Below are 15,466 nucleotides of genomic sequence, written 5' to 3' on the forward strand. Positions count from 1 at the left end.
GGCCTTTTCTTGTTGTTGGGGCCTGCTCGGGCAGGTTGGACGCGTGGACGGCAGAGCCGTCCACCCTACGTGCGACAAGGGTGCTTGGCGAGCGGGATATTATTCCGCGCTGGCCGCCGGCACCAGGATGTCGCGGTTGCCGTTGGACTGCATCGGCGAGACGACGCCGCTGTTTTCCATCTGTTCCAGCAGGCGCGCGGCGCGGTTGTAGCCGATGCGCAAATGACGCTGAACCAGCGAGATCGATGCGCGGCGGTTCTTGAGCACCACCTGCACCGCCTGGTCGTACAGCGCGTCGGCCTCGCCGCCACCTTCGCCTGGTGCGGCCCCGTCGGCTGCGCCGCCTTCTTCCAGCGTGCCGCCTTCGAGGATGCCCTCAATATAGTTGGGCTCGCCCAGCGATTGCAGATGTTTTACAACTCGATGCACTTCTTCGTCGGACACGAAGGCACCGTGCACGCGCACCGGCAGGCCGGTACCCGGCGGCATGTACAGCATGTCGCCCATGCCCAGCAGTGCTTCGGCGCCCATCTGGTCGAGAATCGTGCGCGAGTCGATTTTTGAGGACACCTGGAATGCGATGCGGGTCGGGATGTTCGCCTTGATCAGGCCGGTAATGACGTCGACCGATGGCCGCTGCGTCGCCAGGATCAGGTGGATGCCGGCCGCGCGCGCCTTTTGCGCGATACGGGCGATCAGCTCTTCGACCTTTTTACCGACGACCATCATCAGGTCGGCCAGTTCGTCGATGATGATGACAATGGTCGGCAGCTTCTCGAGCGGTTCCGGGTTGTCCGGCATGATCGAGAACGGGTTCGGGATATGCTCTTCGCGCTTGGTGGCTTCGAGGATCTTGTTGTTGTAGCCGGCCAGATTACGCACGCCCAGCTTGCTCATGAGCTTGTAGCGCCGCTCCATCTCGTTGACGGCCCAGTTCAGCGCGTGGCCCGCCTGGCGCATGTCGGTCACGACCGGCGCGAGCAGGTGCGGAATGCCCTCGTAGACCGACATTTCGAGCATCTTCGGGTCGATCAGGATCAGGCGCACGTCGGCCGGATCGGACTTGTAGAGCAGCGACAGGATGGTGGCGTTGATACCGACCGATTTACCGGAACCGGTGGTACCGGCCACCAGCAGGTGCGGCATCTTGGCCAGGTCGGCCACCACCGGCTTGCCGGCGATGTCCTTGCCCAGCGCCACGGTCAGGCTCGACGCACTGTCACCATAGACCTTGGAGCCGACGATTTCGGACAGGCGCACGATCTGGCGTTTCGGGTTGGGCAGTTCGAGCGCCATGTAGTTCTTGCCGGGGATGGTTTCCACGACGCGGATCGAGGTCAGCGACAGCGAACGCGCCAGGTCGCGCGCCAGGTTGACGATCTGGCTGCCCTTCACGCCGGTGGCCGGCTCGATCTCGTAGCGCGTGACGACCGGGCCCGGGTAGGCGGCAACGACCTTGGCATCGACGCCAAAATCGGACAGTTTCTTTTCAATGAGACGACTGGTAAATTCCAGCGTCTCGACGCTGACGGTTTCCGTGACGGGCGGCGCTTCATCCAGCAGCGCCAGCGGCGGCAGGCCGGTATCGCCCCGGTGATCGGCGAACAATGGCGTCTGACGTTCTTTTTCGGCGCGCTCGGACTTGGGCACGCTGACCATCTGCGGCTCGATCTTGATCGGCTGCAGTGCAGGCTGGACGCTTGGCGCGCTCCCCGATGCGGCGCCAGCGACCGACGCTGACGTCGACTTGGCCATCGATACCGGCGCCATGTCGAGCGACGGCTCGGCCTTGACGACCGGGATCGGCTCGTTCGAATGCTTTTCGGTGAATTTGGCGCGGCCGTGGTCGACGACCTCGTCGCGCTTGACGGCCGCGACTTCGCCCTGCTTGCGGTCTTCGATGTCTTCCATGCGCAGGTGGAACCAGTCGAATGCGTCGTCGAACACGCCGCCGATGCGCTCGGCCACGGCCAGCCACGACACCTGGAAGAACAGCGAGAAGCCCAGGCCGAACAGCAGCAACAGCAGCAAGGTCGCGCCGGTGGCGCCGAACGTGACCTGGCTTGCATGCCCGATCAGTTGCCCCAGCACGCCGCCCGGCGCGCGCGGCAGTTCGACATCCCACGACCACATGCGCAGGTATTCCAGGCCGACGCTGCCGGCAAACATCAGCGCAAAACCGATCCAGCGGACGTAGATTTCACCATGGTGCACGGGTTCGGCGGCTGCGGCGGTGCCGAGCTTGTCGGTCAGGCGCCGCCAGCCGCGCCAGACCTGGCGCAGGAAAATGACGCTCCACCACCAGGCGGAAAAGCCGAAGATGAACAGCAGCAGGTCGGACAGCCAGGCGCCGGCAGCGCCGCCCAGGTTGTCGATGCGCGGCACCGAATTGGCGTGCGACCAGCCGGGATCGCCCTTGCTGTAGCTGAGCAAAATCAGGACGAAATAGAGGAACGCGACGGCGCCGGCGATCCAGCGCGCTTCGGACAGCAGGCGCGACAGGCGGCCTGGCAGCGGCGCGCGGGCCGTTTGCTTGGTGCGGGTGTATCCGGAGGTGGCGGCTGGACTATTCTTGCTCATTGCAGGCACTACTAGGTAACTACGTGGTAAGTACGAATCGGCTATCCGGACATTCTAAGCGATATACGCTCGCGCCGGCCCCACGATTCATGCCCGCGCGCCGCATCGTCTATAATCTGCCCTCTTTCGCACACCCCGACCGGCGCCCGCGTGGGCCTTGATTCTTCTCAAGCCGCCCCCAATTGCCGTGTGTCTATTAACAATCATTGAAGCGCCGCCATGACTACAACTAAACACGCCAAAGTCCTCATCCTCGGTTCCGGTCCTGCCGGCTACAGCGCTGCCGTGTACGCCGCGCGCGCCAACCTCAAGCCAATGCTGGTGACGGGTGTCGAGCAAGGCGGCCAGCTGATGACCACCACCGATGTCGAGAACTGGCCGGGCGATCCGCTGGGCGTGCAGGGCCCGGAGCTGATGCAGCGCCTGCTGCAGCACGCCGAGCGCTTCAATACCGAGATCGTGTTCGACCAGGTTCACACGACGTACCTGAACGAAAAGCCGATCCGCCTGGTGGGCGACAGCTTCACGTTCACCTGCGACGCCCTGATCATCGCCACCGGCGCATCGGCCCAGTATCTGGGCCTGCCATCGGAACAGGCGTTCATGGGCAAGGGCGTGTCGGCCTGCGCCACCTGCGACGGCTTCTTCTACCGCAACCAGGAAGTCGCGGTCATTGGCGGTGGCAATACCGCCGTCGAAGAAGCGCTGTACCTGGCCGGCATCGCCTCGAAGGTCACGCTGATCCACCGCCGCGACAAGTTCCGCGCCGAGCCGATCCTGGTCGACCGCCTGATGCACAAGGTCTCCGAAGGCAAGATCGTGCTGGAATACAACCAGACGCTCGACGAAGTTCTGGGCGACAACAGCGGCGTGACCGGCCTGCGCCTGAAGTCGACCCAGACGGGCGAATCGAAGGACCTGACCGTGCATGGCCTGTTCGTGGCGATCGGCCACAAGCCGAACACCGGCATCTTCGAAGGCCAGCTCGAGATGCACAGCGGCGGCTACCTGGTGACCAAGTCGGGCCTCGAAGGCATGGCAACCGCCACCAGCGTGCCGGGCGTGTTTGCTGCCGGCGACGTGCAGGATCACATCTACCGCCAGGCGATCACCAGTTCGGGCACCGGCTGCATGGCCGCGCTCGACGCCCAGCGCTACCTCGAAGCGCTGGAAGACGACCCACAGTAAATCCTCACCAGGAACCGCATTCGATGGCAGGCATGAAAGACTTCGCCGAGCTCAAGGGCTTGCGCGACCAGCTCAAGGAAACCGAGCGTGTGCGCGCCATCGAACAGGCCGAGCGTGAACAACGCGAACGCCTGGCGCGCGAACGGGCGGTCGAATTTCGCAGCTCGATGCAGGGCGTGCGCAAGCTGCCCGAATCCGACCGCTACGTGCACCGCCCGGTGTACGTCGCCCCGAACCGTCCCATCCGCAAGGGGCCGGTGCTCTCTGCCGCCGAAGAAACCGAAGCCGTCCTGCGCGAATCGCTGTCGGACCAGTTCGACGTCGAAGGCATGCTCGACGAAGACCCGGCCCTCAGTTACTCGCGCGACGGCGTCGGTCCCGATGTCGTGCGCAAGTTGCGCAAACGCCACTGGCCGATCCAGGACGAGCTCGACCTGCATGGCCTGAACCGCGACGCCGCGCGCGACGCCCTCACCGACTTCCTGCACCGCGCCAACCGGCGCGGCGTGCGCTGCGTGCGCATCATCCATGGCATTGGCTACGGCTCCCCGGGTGGCGAACCGGTACTGCGCGGGATCGTGCACAGCTGGCTGGTGCAAAAGAACGAGGTGATTGCCTTTTGCGCGGCCGGCCGGTCCGACGGCGGCCATGGCGCGCTGATTGCCTTGCTGCGCGCTGCACTCCTGGAATAACACGCGTCTGTATGGGTAATGCAACATGCTCGTGTAACAGTTGCAATGTTCGTGGTTGCAGTGCCGGCCCCTTTGGCAGGTTGAATGTAGAATTCTTCTCGGCCGGTCTGTTGCCGGTCATTCGACTAGGGGTGGTGTGATTTGAAGGCAATGCAAGCGGTCATCATGGAGCATGGGCAACGGGTCGATTTGTCGTCCTGTGCCGCGGAGCCGATCCATATCCCTGGCTCGATCCAGCCCCATGGCGCAGTACTGTTCTTCACCGAAGATGCACGTCTGGCCGGCTGGAGCGAAAACGCCCCCGGCATGCTTGGCGTCTCCCTGCAACTGGGCCTGGCGCTGGAGGCGCTGACATTGCCGGTGGCTGCTGCCGACGCCATTACCGACTGCATTGCCGCTCTCCACGACGCCGACGCCGGCCCGCTGGTGGCCGGCCTGTCCATCGGCGCGACCGAGTACGATTGTGTCGTGCATGCCGCCGACGGGCGCATCACCGCCGAATTCGAATTGCGCGAAGCCTCGACCGAAGAAGTGTCGCAGTTCGCCGTCAAGGCGCACAGCTCGATTGACCGCCTGCGCCGCCAGAAAACCATCGAGGGGCTGCTCAGCGTCGCCGTGACCCAGGTACGCGATTTCACCGGCTTCGACCGCGTGATGGCCTATCGCTTTCGCGCCGACGACAGCGGCGACGTCGTGGCCGAAAGCCGGCGCGATGACCTGGTGCCGTACCTTGGCCAGCGCTACCCGGCCGGCGACATCCCGGCCCAGGCGCGCCGCCTGTACACGCTCAACACGCTGCGCATGATCGGCGACATGGACTACACGGCCGTGCCGCTGTGCGGCGCACCGGGCGCCCCGCCACTGGACATGAGTTTCGCCGTGCTGCGCAGCGTTTCGCCGGTCCACATCGAGTACCTGAAGAACATGGGCGTGATGGCGTCGATGAGTGTGTCCATCGTCATCAACGGCCGCCTGTGGGGCCTGATCGCCTGCCATCACATGTCCAAGAAGCTGGTGCCCTACGCGGTGCGCCTGGCGGCCGACGTGCTGGCGCAGGTGATGGCCTCGACCATCCTCAGCATCGAAGCGCGCGCCGACGCCACGCTGGCCGAACAATCGGCCCGCGTACGCACGAGCATCGTCGAATCGCTGCTGCTCGACGACGATCCGGTCGACACGCTGGGACAGCACGGCAAGTTGATGATGGCGGCGTCGGGCGCCCAGGCGATGATCGTCGCCCAGCACGGCAAGGTGGTCACGCATGGCGATCTGCCACCCGAACTGGCGAAGGCCATCATCGGGCTGCTGCCGGACAACCAGCACGATTTGCTGATCCGCGAATGCAAGAACGAGTGGCCCGAGGCCCTGCACGAGCAATTGGGCAAATGGGTCGGCATGCTGGCCCTGCCCTTCGATCCAATGGGCCAGGGCTGGTGCGTGCTGCTGCGCGTCGAACAGATCGAGACGGTGGCCTGGGGCGGCCGTCCCGACAAGATTGCAATTTTTGGTCCGCTGGGCGAACGCCTGACGCCGCGCGGCTCGTTCGATGCCTGGCACGAGACGGTGCGCGGCCGCGCGCACCCGTGGGAACCCACGGTGTTGGGCAATGCCCGCCTGACGCTGGCCGAACTGGTACGCGCAATGAACTCGCAACGCTCGCAAACGGAGGCGACCCGCGCGCAACTGCTGGCTATGCTCGGCCATGACCTGCGCGACCCGCTGCACTCGATCAATATGGCCGGCATGGTGCTGGAACGCACCGGCAACGGCGGTGGCAATGGCCAGCCGACGCTGGGCAAGCGCATCCAGTCGTCGACCAACCGCATGCAGCGCATGATCAGCCAGGTGCTGGACATGAGCCGCATCGACAGCGGCATGGGCCTGGGCGTCTCGCTCGTGCCCGTCGACCTGAAAGAATTGCTGATCGATCTGATGGACGAAGCGCGCATGGCGTATCCATCGATCCCGCTCGATCTGATCTGCGACGACGACGCCACGGTCAGGGCCGACGGCGGCCGGCTGGGCCAGGTCCTGTCGAACCTGATGAGCAATGCGCGCCACCACGGTGAGCCGGGCACGCCCGTGACCGTGTGCCTGCGCGCCCACGAGCGTGATGCTTCGGTCGAGGTTTCCAACGCCGGCCAGGCGATCCTGCCCGAAACCGTGGCCACGCTGTTCAACCCGTTCAAGCGCGCGTCGATGAACAATCCGCGCAACCGCACCGGCATGGGCCTGGGCCTGTACATCGCGCAGCAGATCGTGCGCGAGCACCAGGGCGAGCTGGCCTACCGGTATGCGGATGGGCGGGTCATCTTTACGCTGCGGCTGCCACTGCTGGCGCAGTAAGCCCCGGGACGATCGGCACATCGGTCACGTCGTTGGGTGGGTAGTTGAAATAGCCATTACCCACCCAGTCGTTGTCGGTCACGAAGAAAGCGCTGAACGGCGTTTCCAGGGTGCCGATCGCCGGCGGTTTGAGCGTCGTGAAGATCGTCCCCTTCAGCGACAGCGCCTGCGTTGCCGGGCCGAACCCCATCGCACGCACCTGCCCCGTGATATCGGAAACCGACAGCTCGCCGTACGGTGGCGCCAGGGCCTGGGTGATCTTGCCCTTGCCCTGCACGGTGCCATCGGCGCCGTCGATCATCAGCGCCATCGTCAGGATCGGGGCGCCAGGCATGCCCTGGTTGCCTGCGGTCAGCGTGATCACTCTTACGGACTCGAACGTATTCGCCATCATCTACTCCTTCATCTGGGTTGGTCTGCAGGAATTGCCCGGCAGGAATTGCCCGGCGGTTGCGCCAGTCGGGCCTGATTACCTTAAGCAGACCTGGCCGCAATGACCTTCCGGCCTCCTTCCGACCGTCAGCCCGAATGTCGCGGATAGCGACGGGGGCGCATAATTCTCTTATGCAAGCGCTTAGCCCGTGGTAATCTCACAACACCATTCCCTGACCTCTGCTGCATGACGCTTATCAAGTTCATCGAAATCATGGCGATCCTGGTCGGCGCGTTTTCCGGCTTCATCGAAGCCCGGCGCAAGCGCATGGATCTGGTGGGGGTATTCACGGTGGCCTTCATCACCGCATTCGGCGGCGGCACGCTGCGCGACATCCTGCTCGACAAGCGCCCGCTGTTCTGGGTGACGCACCAGGAATATGCGATCGCGATCTTCGTGCTCGCGCTCGTCGCCTCTCCCCTGATCCGCACGCTGCGTCAGATCGTCTCGGAACGCCTGATCGTCATTGCCGATGCCGTGGGCCTGGGCCTGTTCTCGATTGCGGGCGTATCTGCCGCGCTGGCGGCGGACATGCCGATCTTCATCGCCTCAATGATGGGCGTCATTACCGGGATTTTCGGGGGCGTGCTGCGCGATATCGTCTGTAACGAAGTGCCGATGGTGTTCCGGGACGGCAAACCGTATGCGATTTGCGCCTTCATCGGCAACTGGCTGTTCCTGCTCATGGGCAAGTACGGCGTGCCGGACGATTTCGCGCTGTGGTCGAGCTGCCTGTTCATCAGCGGCCTGCGGCTGTTGACGTGGAAGTTCGATATGCGGATGGGGCGGTAACGACGCACCGCCCCGGTGGATCAGGCAGGCGGGCTTAGACTGCGTCGGGGCCGGTCTCGCCGGTACGAATGCGGATGACCTGCTCGATGTTCTGGACAAAAATCTTGCCGTCCCCGATCTTGCCGGTGCGCGCTGCCTTGATGATGGCGTCGACGACGCTGTCGGCCATCGGATCGTCCACCACCACTTCGATCTTCACTTTCGGCAGGAAGTCGACGACGTATTCGGCGCCGCGATACAGCTCGGTGTGCCCCTTCTGGCGGCCGAAACCCTTCACTTCGGTAACGGTCAGGCCGGTGACGTTCACTTCGGCCAGCGCTTCACGCACTTCGTCGAGCTTGAACGGTTTGATCACGCAGGTAATCTGTTTCATGGTGGTAGTCCTTTCGATGAGTCGGGGATGGTCGCCAGGTCGCCCAGCCAGACGGTGGCCTCGGAGTCGGACGGTGCCCGCCAGTCGCCACGTGGCGAGAGCGAGCCGCCGTTGCCGACCTTCGGTCCGTTCGGTACGCACGAGCGCTTGAACTGGCTGGTCTTGAAGAAGCGGTACAAAAAGATCGACAGGTTGCGCTTGATGGCGTCCATGTCGTAGGCATTGCGCTCGCCGGCCTCGTCCGGCCAGCGGCCCGCCGCGCTGTCGTGCCATGCCGAATACGCCATGAACGCGACCTTGCTCGGCTTGAAGCCGTAGCGCAGCGTATAGAACAGATTGAAATCTTGCAGCTCGTAAGGGCCGATGCGTTCCTGCGTGCTTTGCGCAGGCTTGGCATCGGCGCCGTGACTGCCTGCACCGCCAGGCACCAGCTCGGGGCTGATCTCGGTCTCGAGGATGTCGATCAGCACCCGCGACTGGCCCTCGGCGACGACCGAGCCCGTCTCGGCGACCCAGCGCACCAGGTACGAGATCAGCGTCTTGGGCACGCTGGCGTTGACGTTGTAGTGCGACATATGGTCGCCCACGCCGTAGGTACACCAGCCCAGCGCCAGCTCGGACAGGTCGCCCGTGCCGATCACGATCCCGTTATGGAAGTTCGCCAGCCGGAACAGGTGGTTGGTACGCTCGCCGGCCTGCACGTTCTCGAACGTGATGTCGTAGTCGGGCGTGCCCTCGCTGTACGGGTGCCCCAGATCCTTGAGCATCTGGATGCAGCTCGGGCGGATATCAATCTCTTGCGCGCTGCAACCCACGGCCGCCATCAGGTCGCGCGCCTGCCTGAGCGTGCGCTCGCTGGTGGCGAAGCCGGGCATCGTGTAGGCCAGGATGTTCGTGCGCGGCAGCTTCAGGCGGTCCATCACTTTCGCGCAGACGAGCAGCGCGTGGGTCGAGTCCAGGCCGCCGGACACGCCGATGACCACCTTCTGGATACCGCTCGCGGCCAGGCGCTGGATCAGGGCCTGCACCTGGATGTTGTAGACCTCGGTGCAGCGCTCGTCGCGCCGGGCGCGGTCGAGCGGGACATACGGGAAGCGCTCGACGCTGCGCGCCAGCGGCAGGGTGTGCTCGAGCGGCAGCGCGAGCTCGAAGCGCACGACGCGAAACGCCGCCACCTCGGCCGCATGGCGCCGGGCCGACTGCGCAAACGTCGTCGCTTTCATGCGCTCGGTCGACAAACGCTCGAGGTCGACGTCGGCGAAGATGATCTGCGATTCGTCGGAAAAGCGCGCGGATTCGGCCAGCAGCTCGCCCTTTTCGTAGATCAGCGACTGGCCGTCCCACGCCATGTCGGTGGTCGATTCGCCGCGCCCGGCCGACGTGTACAGATACGCTGCCATACAGCGCGCCGATTGCTGGCCAACCAGCTGATGACGGTAGCCGCTCTTGCCGACGACGACATTCGATGCCGACAGGTTGACCAGCACCGTGGCGCCGGCCAATGCCGCGAACGACGACGGCGGTACCGGTACCCAGACGTCTTCGCAGATCTCGAGGTGAAAGCGCAGCAGTGGCAGGTTGGCGACCTCGAACAGCAGGTTTACGCCGAACGGCACAGTCTCGCCAAACAGGTCGATCTGGTCGACGGGCGCGCAATCGGCGGGCGTGAACTGCCGGGATTCGTAAAACTCGCCATAATTAGGCAAATAACTTTTCGGCACCACGCCCAGCACGCGTCCATTGGCGATGGCAACGGCGCAGTTGAACAGCATATGGTTCACCCGCAGCGGCATGCCGATGACGATGGCCAGCGGCAGGCTGCGCGATGCATCAAGAACGGTGTGCAAGCCGTCCAGGCAGGCGTCGAGCAGCGCGCGCTGGTGGAACAGGTCGTCGCAGGTGTAGGCGGACAGGCCCAGTTCGGGAAACGCGACCAGCGCCGCGCCTTCGCTTGCCGCCCTCTGCGCCAGCTTGATCGTCTGTTCGACGTTGTAGGCCGGGTCGGCCACGCGGATGTGCGGGATGGCGACGGCAACGCGTGCAAAATGGTGCGAATAGAGATTGAAGAATCGGCTGTTCATGAATGGGTCTCTCGCAGTGCCGACGCGGCGAATCGCTGCCCGTCGCCACTCACTTCGTAGGATTGGAAGCAATGTTGAAAGCAATGACAGATTATCGCACGCATATCGTCTCGAGCCTGTCCGAAGTCGGGCAAGCACCATGGGACGCGCTGGTCCAGGCCCAGGCCGCGCCGACGCCGTTTCTCTCGTACGCCTTCCTGCACGCGCTGCATGCGTCAGGCAGTGCGGCGCCCGAAAGCGGCTGGCAGCCGCAGTTTTTGTTGCTGTACGACGCAGCCGACGTGCTGGCTGCCGCCCTGCCCCTGTACGTCAAGGGCCACTCGTATGGCGAGTATGTGTTCGACTGGGCCTGGGCCGACGCTTACGCGCGCAATGGCCTCGACTATTATCCGAAGCTGCTGTCGGCGATTCCGTTCACACCGGTGGCCGGCTCGCGCCTGCTGGCGGTCGACGCGGCCGCGCGCGCCGCGCTGATCGAGGTGCTGACGGCCACGCAGTCGGCCACCGAGGTCTCGTCGACCCACATCCTGTTCCCGCCCGAGGACGAAGCGCAGGCGCTCAAGGATGCCGGCTTCCTGCTGCGCAGCGGCGTGCAGTTTCACTGGCTGAACCGGGGCTATGCGAGTTTCGATGACTTTCTGGCCACGCTCGAACCGAAAAAGCGCAAGAACATCCGCGCCGAGCGACGCAAGGTGGTGGACGCTGGCGTGACAATGCGCCGCGTGCGCGGCGTGGACGCCACGCGCGACGACTGGGTGCTGTTCAACCGCTGCTACCGCAATACCTACAAAGACCACCACTCGACGCCCTACCTGAACCTGGACTTTTTCCTGCAGATCGGTGCGACGATGCCGGACAATATCCTGCTCGTCATCGCCGAAATGGAAGGCCGCGCCGTCGCTGCGTCCCTCGTCATCCACGACGCCGACACGCTCTACGGGCGCTACTGGGGCGCGCTCGAACACGTGCCGTGCCTGCATTTCGAGGCAGCGTACTACCAGCCGCTGGAATTCTGCATCGAACAGGGCATCGCCACGTTCGAAGGCGGCGCGCAGGGCGAGCACAAGATGGCGCGCGGCTTCCTGCCGACCAAGACCTGGTCGGCGCACTGGCTGGCGCATCCGTCGTTTGCGAATGCGGTGGAAAATTTCCTGCAGCGCGAAGCGGGCTGCATTGACGACTATCTCGATGAGTTGAACGAGAGGAGTCCCTTCCGGCAGCGTGGCGGGTAGCTTGCGGGCGTCGTGCAAGGGATCGCGTATGCGTGCCGGGTATTCTCACCCGATGTAGGCTGTGCGCGCGGCAAAACGCCTATAGTTGGTGATTGATGATTATTTACTTGCGAGGCGCGCATATGGCAACCCCTTCATCCACCGTCATCATCGATGGCGTCGAGGTCGATATCACGGCCGGGACGGACACGTTCGGCAACCCCACGCGCACGTTGGTCGTGCCGGTGGTTACGTCCACACGCGAGGATGGGAACGGCAACGCGCTGGCCGATATCCCGGTCACGACGAGCGAGGACGGCGGGCCTGCGCTGACGGCGCACCTGCCAACCGGGTACGGCATGCAGGTGACGGTGCTCACGGACGAGCAACCGATCACCGATGGCCCGGCGCTGTTGCAGGCGCAAATCGAAACGCATGTCCCGGCACCAAGCCAGGCCGCGATGAACGGCACCATCGCCGCACAGTGGGTGCTAATGGGCGTCTCGGGCAAGATCCTGCTGTCGACCGTCATGCCGACAATGGCAGCCGAGCGCGCACCAGGCGCGGTGATGCAGGTGTCGAACAGCGTAGGAAACTTTACCACCGCTGTGCTAATCGACACCAATGGCCTTGGCGACGCGGCGCACATGGCCGTGCGGGGCTTTAGCTTCACGCTCATCACCGGAGGCGGCACCTTCGATCACGTGATCGGCAGAGCCAACATCATCGCCGACGGCGCCAGCCAGACCATTGTTCTCGACGGTGGCGTGGACCAGGTCAGCGCCGGCGGCGGCAACGACCGGATCATCGTCGGCGAGAGCATCCAGGACACGATCGGGCACGTCGCGTTCAACACTATCAATGGCGGCGAAGACTATGACACGCTGCAGCTCAAAGGTGACAGCCGGGATGACTACACGTTCTTTGCATTCGACATGGGGGACGGTCGTGCCGCGTTCACCTTCAGCGACACAGATCGCCCCAACTTGATTTATAAGGCATTCAACATCGAAGCCTTCCAGTTTGCCGAGGCAGTTGCTGACACCACGGTGCGCGGCAGTGTCACCCGGTTGTACGAGACGCTGCTGGAGCGCTCGCCCGACGCCGGCAGCCTCGATTACTGGATGCGCACGCTGGCCGGCGACACCGCGCTGGTCGACGTCACGCAGGCCATCCTGGCGTCGGACGAGCTCGCTGGCAAGGTGCCGCAGTCGAACGCAGCTTACATCACCTGGCTGTACGACCAGGTGCTGGGCCGCGCCGCCGACGCTGGCGGCCTGGCCTACTGGACGGCCACCCTGGCCAGCGACGGCATCAGCCGCGCCGATCTGGCACTGGCGCTGGTCGATTCGGCCGAAAAACTGGCACAGGACGCATCGAACGAGATCGCATTCGGCGCCACCGACGTCGGCGTACTCATTCGCATGTACGACGCGCTGTATGACCGCCAGCCGGATCTGGCAGGCCTGAATTACTGGGTCGATCGCTTGGAGGATGGCACGTCGCTGGCCGATATCGCCGACAGCTTTGTCGATGCCGCCGAGTCGACCGGCCGGCTGGATGATCCAACCTTTGTCGCACAGCTGTACCGGATGGCGCTCGAGCGCGAAGCGACGACGATCGAACTGGCGGATTGGGCCGGGTTGCTGGCGCAAGGCCATGTCGATCGGGGCGATGTGCTGCTGGCGCTGGCCGAGTCCGCAGAGATGGTGGAACTGGTCGGCGTGATGAGCACGACGTTCGAGCTGGCCTGAAGCACTGCCGCGTGCGGCCCCGCGAAAATATAGTTGGCCGTTCAACATCGCTCACTTGCAAGGACTGCATATGGCAACCGATACATCCACCGTACTCATCGATGGCGCCGAGGTACGCATCACCACCGAAACGGCGCCCCTTGGCGACGTGACGCGCACGGTCGTTGTACCGGTCATCCAGCCGGGGCGCCAGGACCAGAATGGCAACGATGTGGCCGATATTCCCCTGTTGACCTTACCAGGCGGCGCTGCGGCGCTCACGGCGCATCTGCCCACCGGGTACGGGCTGCGAATGGAGGGGCCGCAGGCGCGCCACAGACGGCCTTGCGCGCGCTGGACATGCTGAGCGCGCAAATCGCGGCGCACGCCCCCGCAGCCGACCGGGCCGCGATGACCGACGCCCTCTCTGCAATGTGGTATTGGCAATTCAATTCGGTATTCCTGCTGTCGACAGTCTCGCCGACGACAGCCACGAGCACCGCAGCGGACGCCGTCATGGGGCTGACGAGCTGGCGCGATACGGCATTGAGCGCGGTCCTGATCGATACCAATGGCCAGGGCGACCGGGTGCACCTGGCCCTGGACAACTTCAATCTTTCCCTGATCACCGGGGCGGGAACCTTCGACCATGTGCGGGGCCGCGCCAACATCATTGCCGATGGTGCCAGCCAGACCTTCATCCTCGACGGTGGCCAGGACCGGGTCAGCGCCAGCGGCGGCGACGACCGCATCATCATCGGCGAGAGCATCGCCGAGTCGATCGGCCACGTGACGTTCAACTCGCTGGACGGCGGCGAAGGCTACGATACCTTGCAGTTGGGCCGCGCCAGTCGCGACGGCTATACCATTGGCGTCGGTCGCGATCTGGACGGGCTCGCCTCACTGGGCCTTCGCCCCGGAAACTTTGGCAACATCAGCTTCAGTGCGGATCACTTCGAAGCCTTCCACTTTGCCGAGGCCCGGGCCGACACGTCCGAGCGCGGCAGCGTAACGCGTCTGTACGAGAGCCTGCTGGAGCGCTCGCCCGACGCCGGCAGCCTCGATTACTGGGTGCGTACGCTGGCCGGCGACACCGCGCTGGCCGATGTCACGCAGGCCATCCTGACGTCGAGCGAACTGGCGGGCAAGGTGCCGCAGTCGAACGCGGCCTACGTCACCTGGCTGTACGATCAGGTGCTGGGCCGCGCCACCGACGCAGAAGGCCTGGCCTACTGGACGGCGACCCTGGCCAGCGGCGCCATCAGCCGCGCCGATCTGGCACTGGCGCTGGTCGATTCGGACGAAAAGCTGGGCATGGACGCATCGAACGAGATCGCGTTTGGCGCCACCGACGTGGGCATAATCATTCGCATGTACGACGCGCTGTATGACCGCCGGCCGGATCTGGATGGCCTGAACTACTGGATCGACCGCTCCGAAGCAGGCACGTCGCTGGCTGACATCGCGGACAGCTTCGTCAACGCCGCCGAGTCGACCGACCGGCTCGATGATCCGACGTTTATCGCGCAGCTGTACCGCGCTGCACTCGAACGTGAAGCGACGACGATGGAATTGGCGGATTGGGCCGGGTTGCTGGCGCAAGGCCATGTCGATCGCGGCGATGTGTTGCTGGCGCTGGCCGAATCCGCAGAGATGGTGGCGCTGGTCGGGGTGATGAGCACGACGTTCGAGCTGGCATGAGCCACAGTACGTCACCCATGAAAAAAGGCTGGTTCGCCAAACGGCGCCAGCCTTTGTTCTTAACGCCCTGCCAGGACAGGCTTAGTTCCAGCCGCCCGCGTTCAGGCGGTAGTCGACCTTCGATGGCTTGATGGCTTCTGCCCGCTTGCGCAGGGCATATTTGGCGCGGCTGCCGGCAGCGGCGACCAGTGCATGGACAATCTTTTTCACGTGCAGCTCCTTCGATTGCATTGCCCACATGGGCAACGCCTATGGTTTCAGTTGGTGTACAACTGTTATATAGGCGACTCAGTGTGTTTTCCAATTATGAGTTGCAATATCAGACATCAGCTTCGT

Annotated in this window: 13 protein-coding genes; 8 read left to right on the plus strand and 5 right to left on the minus strand. The window is 64.2% G+C overall.

Annotated features, from left to right (window positions below; genetic code table 11):
• Positions 1-99 precede the first annotated feature (99 nt).
• Positions 100-2,580, minus strand: coding sequence for a DNA translocase FtsK 4TM domain-containing protein (locus RCH14_RS19570; protein WP_343027769.1), 2,481 nt, complete (start codon positions 2,578-2,580; stop codon positions 100-102).
• 219 nt (positions 2,581-2,799) lie between these two features.
• On the opposite strand from RCH14_RS19570, the gene trxB reads away from it, so the two are divergent.
• The 3 genes from trxB to RCH14_RS19585 all read left to right on the plus strand — a co-directional run bounded on the left by trxB (position 2,800) and on the right by RCH14_RS19585 (position 6,806).
• A complete protein-coding gene (gene trxB, locus RCH14_RS19575) occupies positions 2,800-3,768 on the plus strand; it encodes a thioredoxin-disulfide reductase (RefSeq protein ID WP_343027770.1) in 969 nt (322 codons plus the stop codon).
• A gap of 23 nt (positions 3,769-3,791) precedes the next feature.
• The gene (locus tag RCH14_RS19580; protein WP_343027771.1) at positions 3,792-4,460 is read left to right on the plus strand and encodes a Smr/MutS family protein; all 669 of its coding nucleotides are present in this window, start codon (positions 3,792-3,794) and stop codon (positions 4,458-4,460) included.
• A 150-nt stretch (positions 4,461-4,610) separates the two neighbouring features.
• The gene (locus tag RCH14_RS19585) at positions 4,611-6,806 is read left to right on the plus strand and encodes an ATP-binding protein (RefSeq protein ID WP_343027772.1); all 2,196 of its coding nucleotides are present in this window, start codon (positions 4,611-4,613) and stop codon (positions 6,804-6,806) included.
• On the opposite strand, the gene RCH14_RS19590 is transcribed toward RCH14_RS19585, so the two are convergent.
• On the minus strand, positions 6,775-7,200 hold the full coding sequence (locus RCH14_RS19590) for a DUF1842 domain-containing protein (protein WP_343027773.1): 426 nt from the start codon (positions 7,198-7,200) through the stop codon (positions 6,775-6,777). The two genes, RCH14_RS19585 and RCH14_RS19590, sit on opposite strands and share 32 nt — an antisense overlap.
• A gap of 225 nt (positions 7,201-7,425) precedes the next feature.
• On the opposite strand from RCH14_RS19590, the gene RCH14_RS19595 reads away from it, so the two are divergent.
• Complete coding sequence (locus RCH14_RS19595) at positions 7,426-8,031, plus strand: trimeric intracellular cation channel family protein (protein ID WP_183550873.1); 606 nt, start codon at positions 7,426-7,428, stop codon at positions 8,029-8,031.
• 34 nt (positions 8,032-8,065) lie between these two features.
• Here RCH14_RS19595 and RCH14_RS19600 read toward each other — a convergent pair whose 3' ends face one another.
• Both RCH14_RS19600 and RCH14_RS19605 read right to left on the minus strand, forming a co-directional pair.
• Positions 8,066-8,404, minus strand: coding sequence for a P-II family nitrogen regulator (locus RCH14_RS19600; protein WP_183550870.1), 339 nt, complete (start codon positions 8,402-8,404; stop codon positions 8,066-8,068).
• Positions 8,401-10,485 (minus strand): NAD(+) synthase, encoded by a 2,085-nt coding sequence (locus tag RCH14_RS19605; protein WP_343027774.1) that lies wholly within the window; start codon positions 10,483-10,485, stop codon positions 8,401-8,403. Before RCH14_RS19605 ends, RCH14_RS19600 begins: the two co-directional genes overlap by 4 nt.
• Before the next feature lie 83 nt (positions 10,486-10,568).
• On the opposite strand from RCH14_RS19605, the gene RCH14_RS19610 reads away from it, so the two are divergent.
• The 4 genes from RCH14_RS19610 to RCH14_RS19625 all read left to right on the plus strand — a co-directional run bounded on the left by RCH14_RS19610 (position 10,569) and on the right by RCH14_RS19625 (position 15,130).
• Positions 10,569-11,717, plus strand: a complete 1,149-nt coding sequence (locus RCH14_RS19610; RefSeq protein ID WP_343027775.1) for a GNAT family N-acetyltransferase — start codon at positions 10,569-10,571, stop codon at positions 11,715-11,717.
• A 122-nt stretch (positions 11,718-11,839) separates the two neighbouring features.
• Positions 11,840-13,450, plus strand: coding sequence for a DUF4214 domain-containing protein (locus RCH14_RS19615; RefSeq protein ID WP_343027776.1), 1,611 nt, complete (start codon positions 11,840-11,842; stop codon positions 13,448-13,450).
• 70 nt (positions 13,451-13,520) lie between these two features.
• Positions 13,521-13,796, plus strand: coding sequence for a hypothetical protein (locus RCH14_RS19620; protein ID WP_343027777.1), 276 nt, complete (start codon positions 13,521-13,523; stop codon positions 13,794-13,796).
• Positions 13,790-15,130, plus strand: a complete 1,341-nt coding sequence (locus RCH14_RS19625) for a DUF4214 domain-containing protein (RefSeq protein ID WP_343027778.1) — start codon at positions 13,790-13,792, stop codon at positions 15,128-15,130. Before RCH14_RS19620 ends, RCH14_RS19625 begins: the two co-directional genes overlap by 7 nt.
• Positions 15,131-15,211: 81 nt before the next feature.
• Here the strand turns inward: RCH14_RS19625 and RCH14_RS19630 are convergent, their stop codons facing one another.
• Positions 15,212-15,340: a hypothetical protein gene (locus RCH14_RS19630; protein ID WP_258837507.1), complete on the minus strand. Its 129-nt coding sequence runs from the start codon at positions 15,338-15,340 to the stop codon at positions 15,212-15,214.
• Positions 15,341-15,466: the final 126 nt, after the last annotated feature.

This window comes from Massilia sp. MP_M2 (genome assembly GCF_039123635.1).
Lineage (GTDB): Bacteria > Pseudomonadota > Gammaproteobacteria > Burkholderiales > Burkholderiaceae_D > Telluria.

What these genes read in the sequence shown, in the direction of transcription:
- RCH14_RS19570 (WP_343027769.1), bottom strand. Translation starts at nt 2,580, where the DNA reads ATGAGCAAGAATAGTCCAGCCGCCACCTCCGGATACACCCGCACCAAG.
- trxB (WP_343027770.1), top strand. Translation starts at nt 2,800, where the DNA reads ATGACTACAACTAAACACGCCAAAGTCCTCATCCTCGGTTCCGGTCCT.
- RCH14_RS19580 (WP_343027771.1), top strand. Translation starts at nt 3,792, where the DNA reads ATGGCAGGCATGAAAGACTTCGCCGAGCTCAAGGGCTTGCGCGACCAG.
- RCH14_RS19585 (WP_343027772.1), top strand. Translation starts at nt 4,611, where the DNA reads ATGCAAGCGGTCATCATGGAGCATGGGCAACGGGTCGATTTGTCGTCC.
- RCH14_RS19590 (WP_343027773.1), bottom strand. Translation starts at nt 7,200, where the DNA reads ATGATGGCGAATACGTTCGAGTCCGTAAGAGTGATCACGCTGACCGCA.
- RCH14_RS19595 (WP_183550873.1), top strand. Translation starts at nt 7,426, where the DNA reads ATGACGCTTATCAAGTTCATCGAAATCATGGCGATCCTGGTCGGCGCG.
- RCH14_RS19600 (WP_183550870.1), bottom strand. Translation starts at nt 8,404, where the DNA reads ATGAAACAGATTACCTGCGTGATCAAACCGTTCAAGCTCGACGAAGTG.
- RCH14_RS19605 (WP_343027774.1), bottom strand. Translation starts at nt 10,485, where the DNA reads ATGAACAGCCGATTCTTCAATCTCTATTCGCACCATTTTGCACGCGTT.
- RCH14_RS19610 (WP_343027775.1), top strand. Translation starts at nt 10,569, where the DNA reads ATGACAGATTATCGCACGCATATCGTCTCGAGCCTGTCCGAAGTCGGG.
- RCH14_RS19615 (WP_343027776.1), top strand. Translation starts at nt 11,840, where the DNA reads ATGGCAACCCCTTCATCCACCGTCATCATCGATGGCGTCGAGGTCGAT.
- RCH14_RS19620 (WP_343027777.1), top strand. Translation starts at nt 13,521, where the DNA reads ATGGCAACCGATACATCCACCGTACTCATCGATGGCGCCGAGGTACGC.
- RCH14_RS19625 (WP_343027778.1), top strand. Translation starts at nt 13,790, where the DNA reads ATGCTGAGCGCGCAAATCGCGGCGCACGCCCCCGCAGCCGACCGGGCC.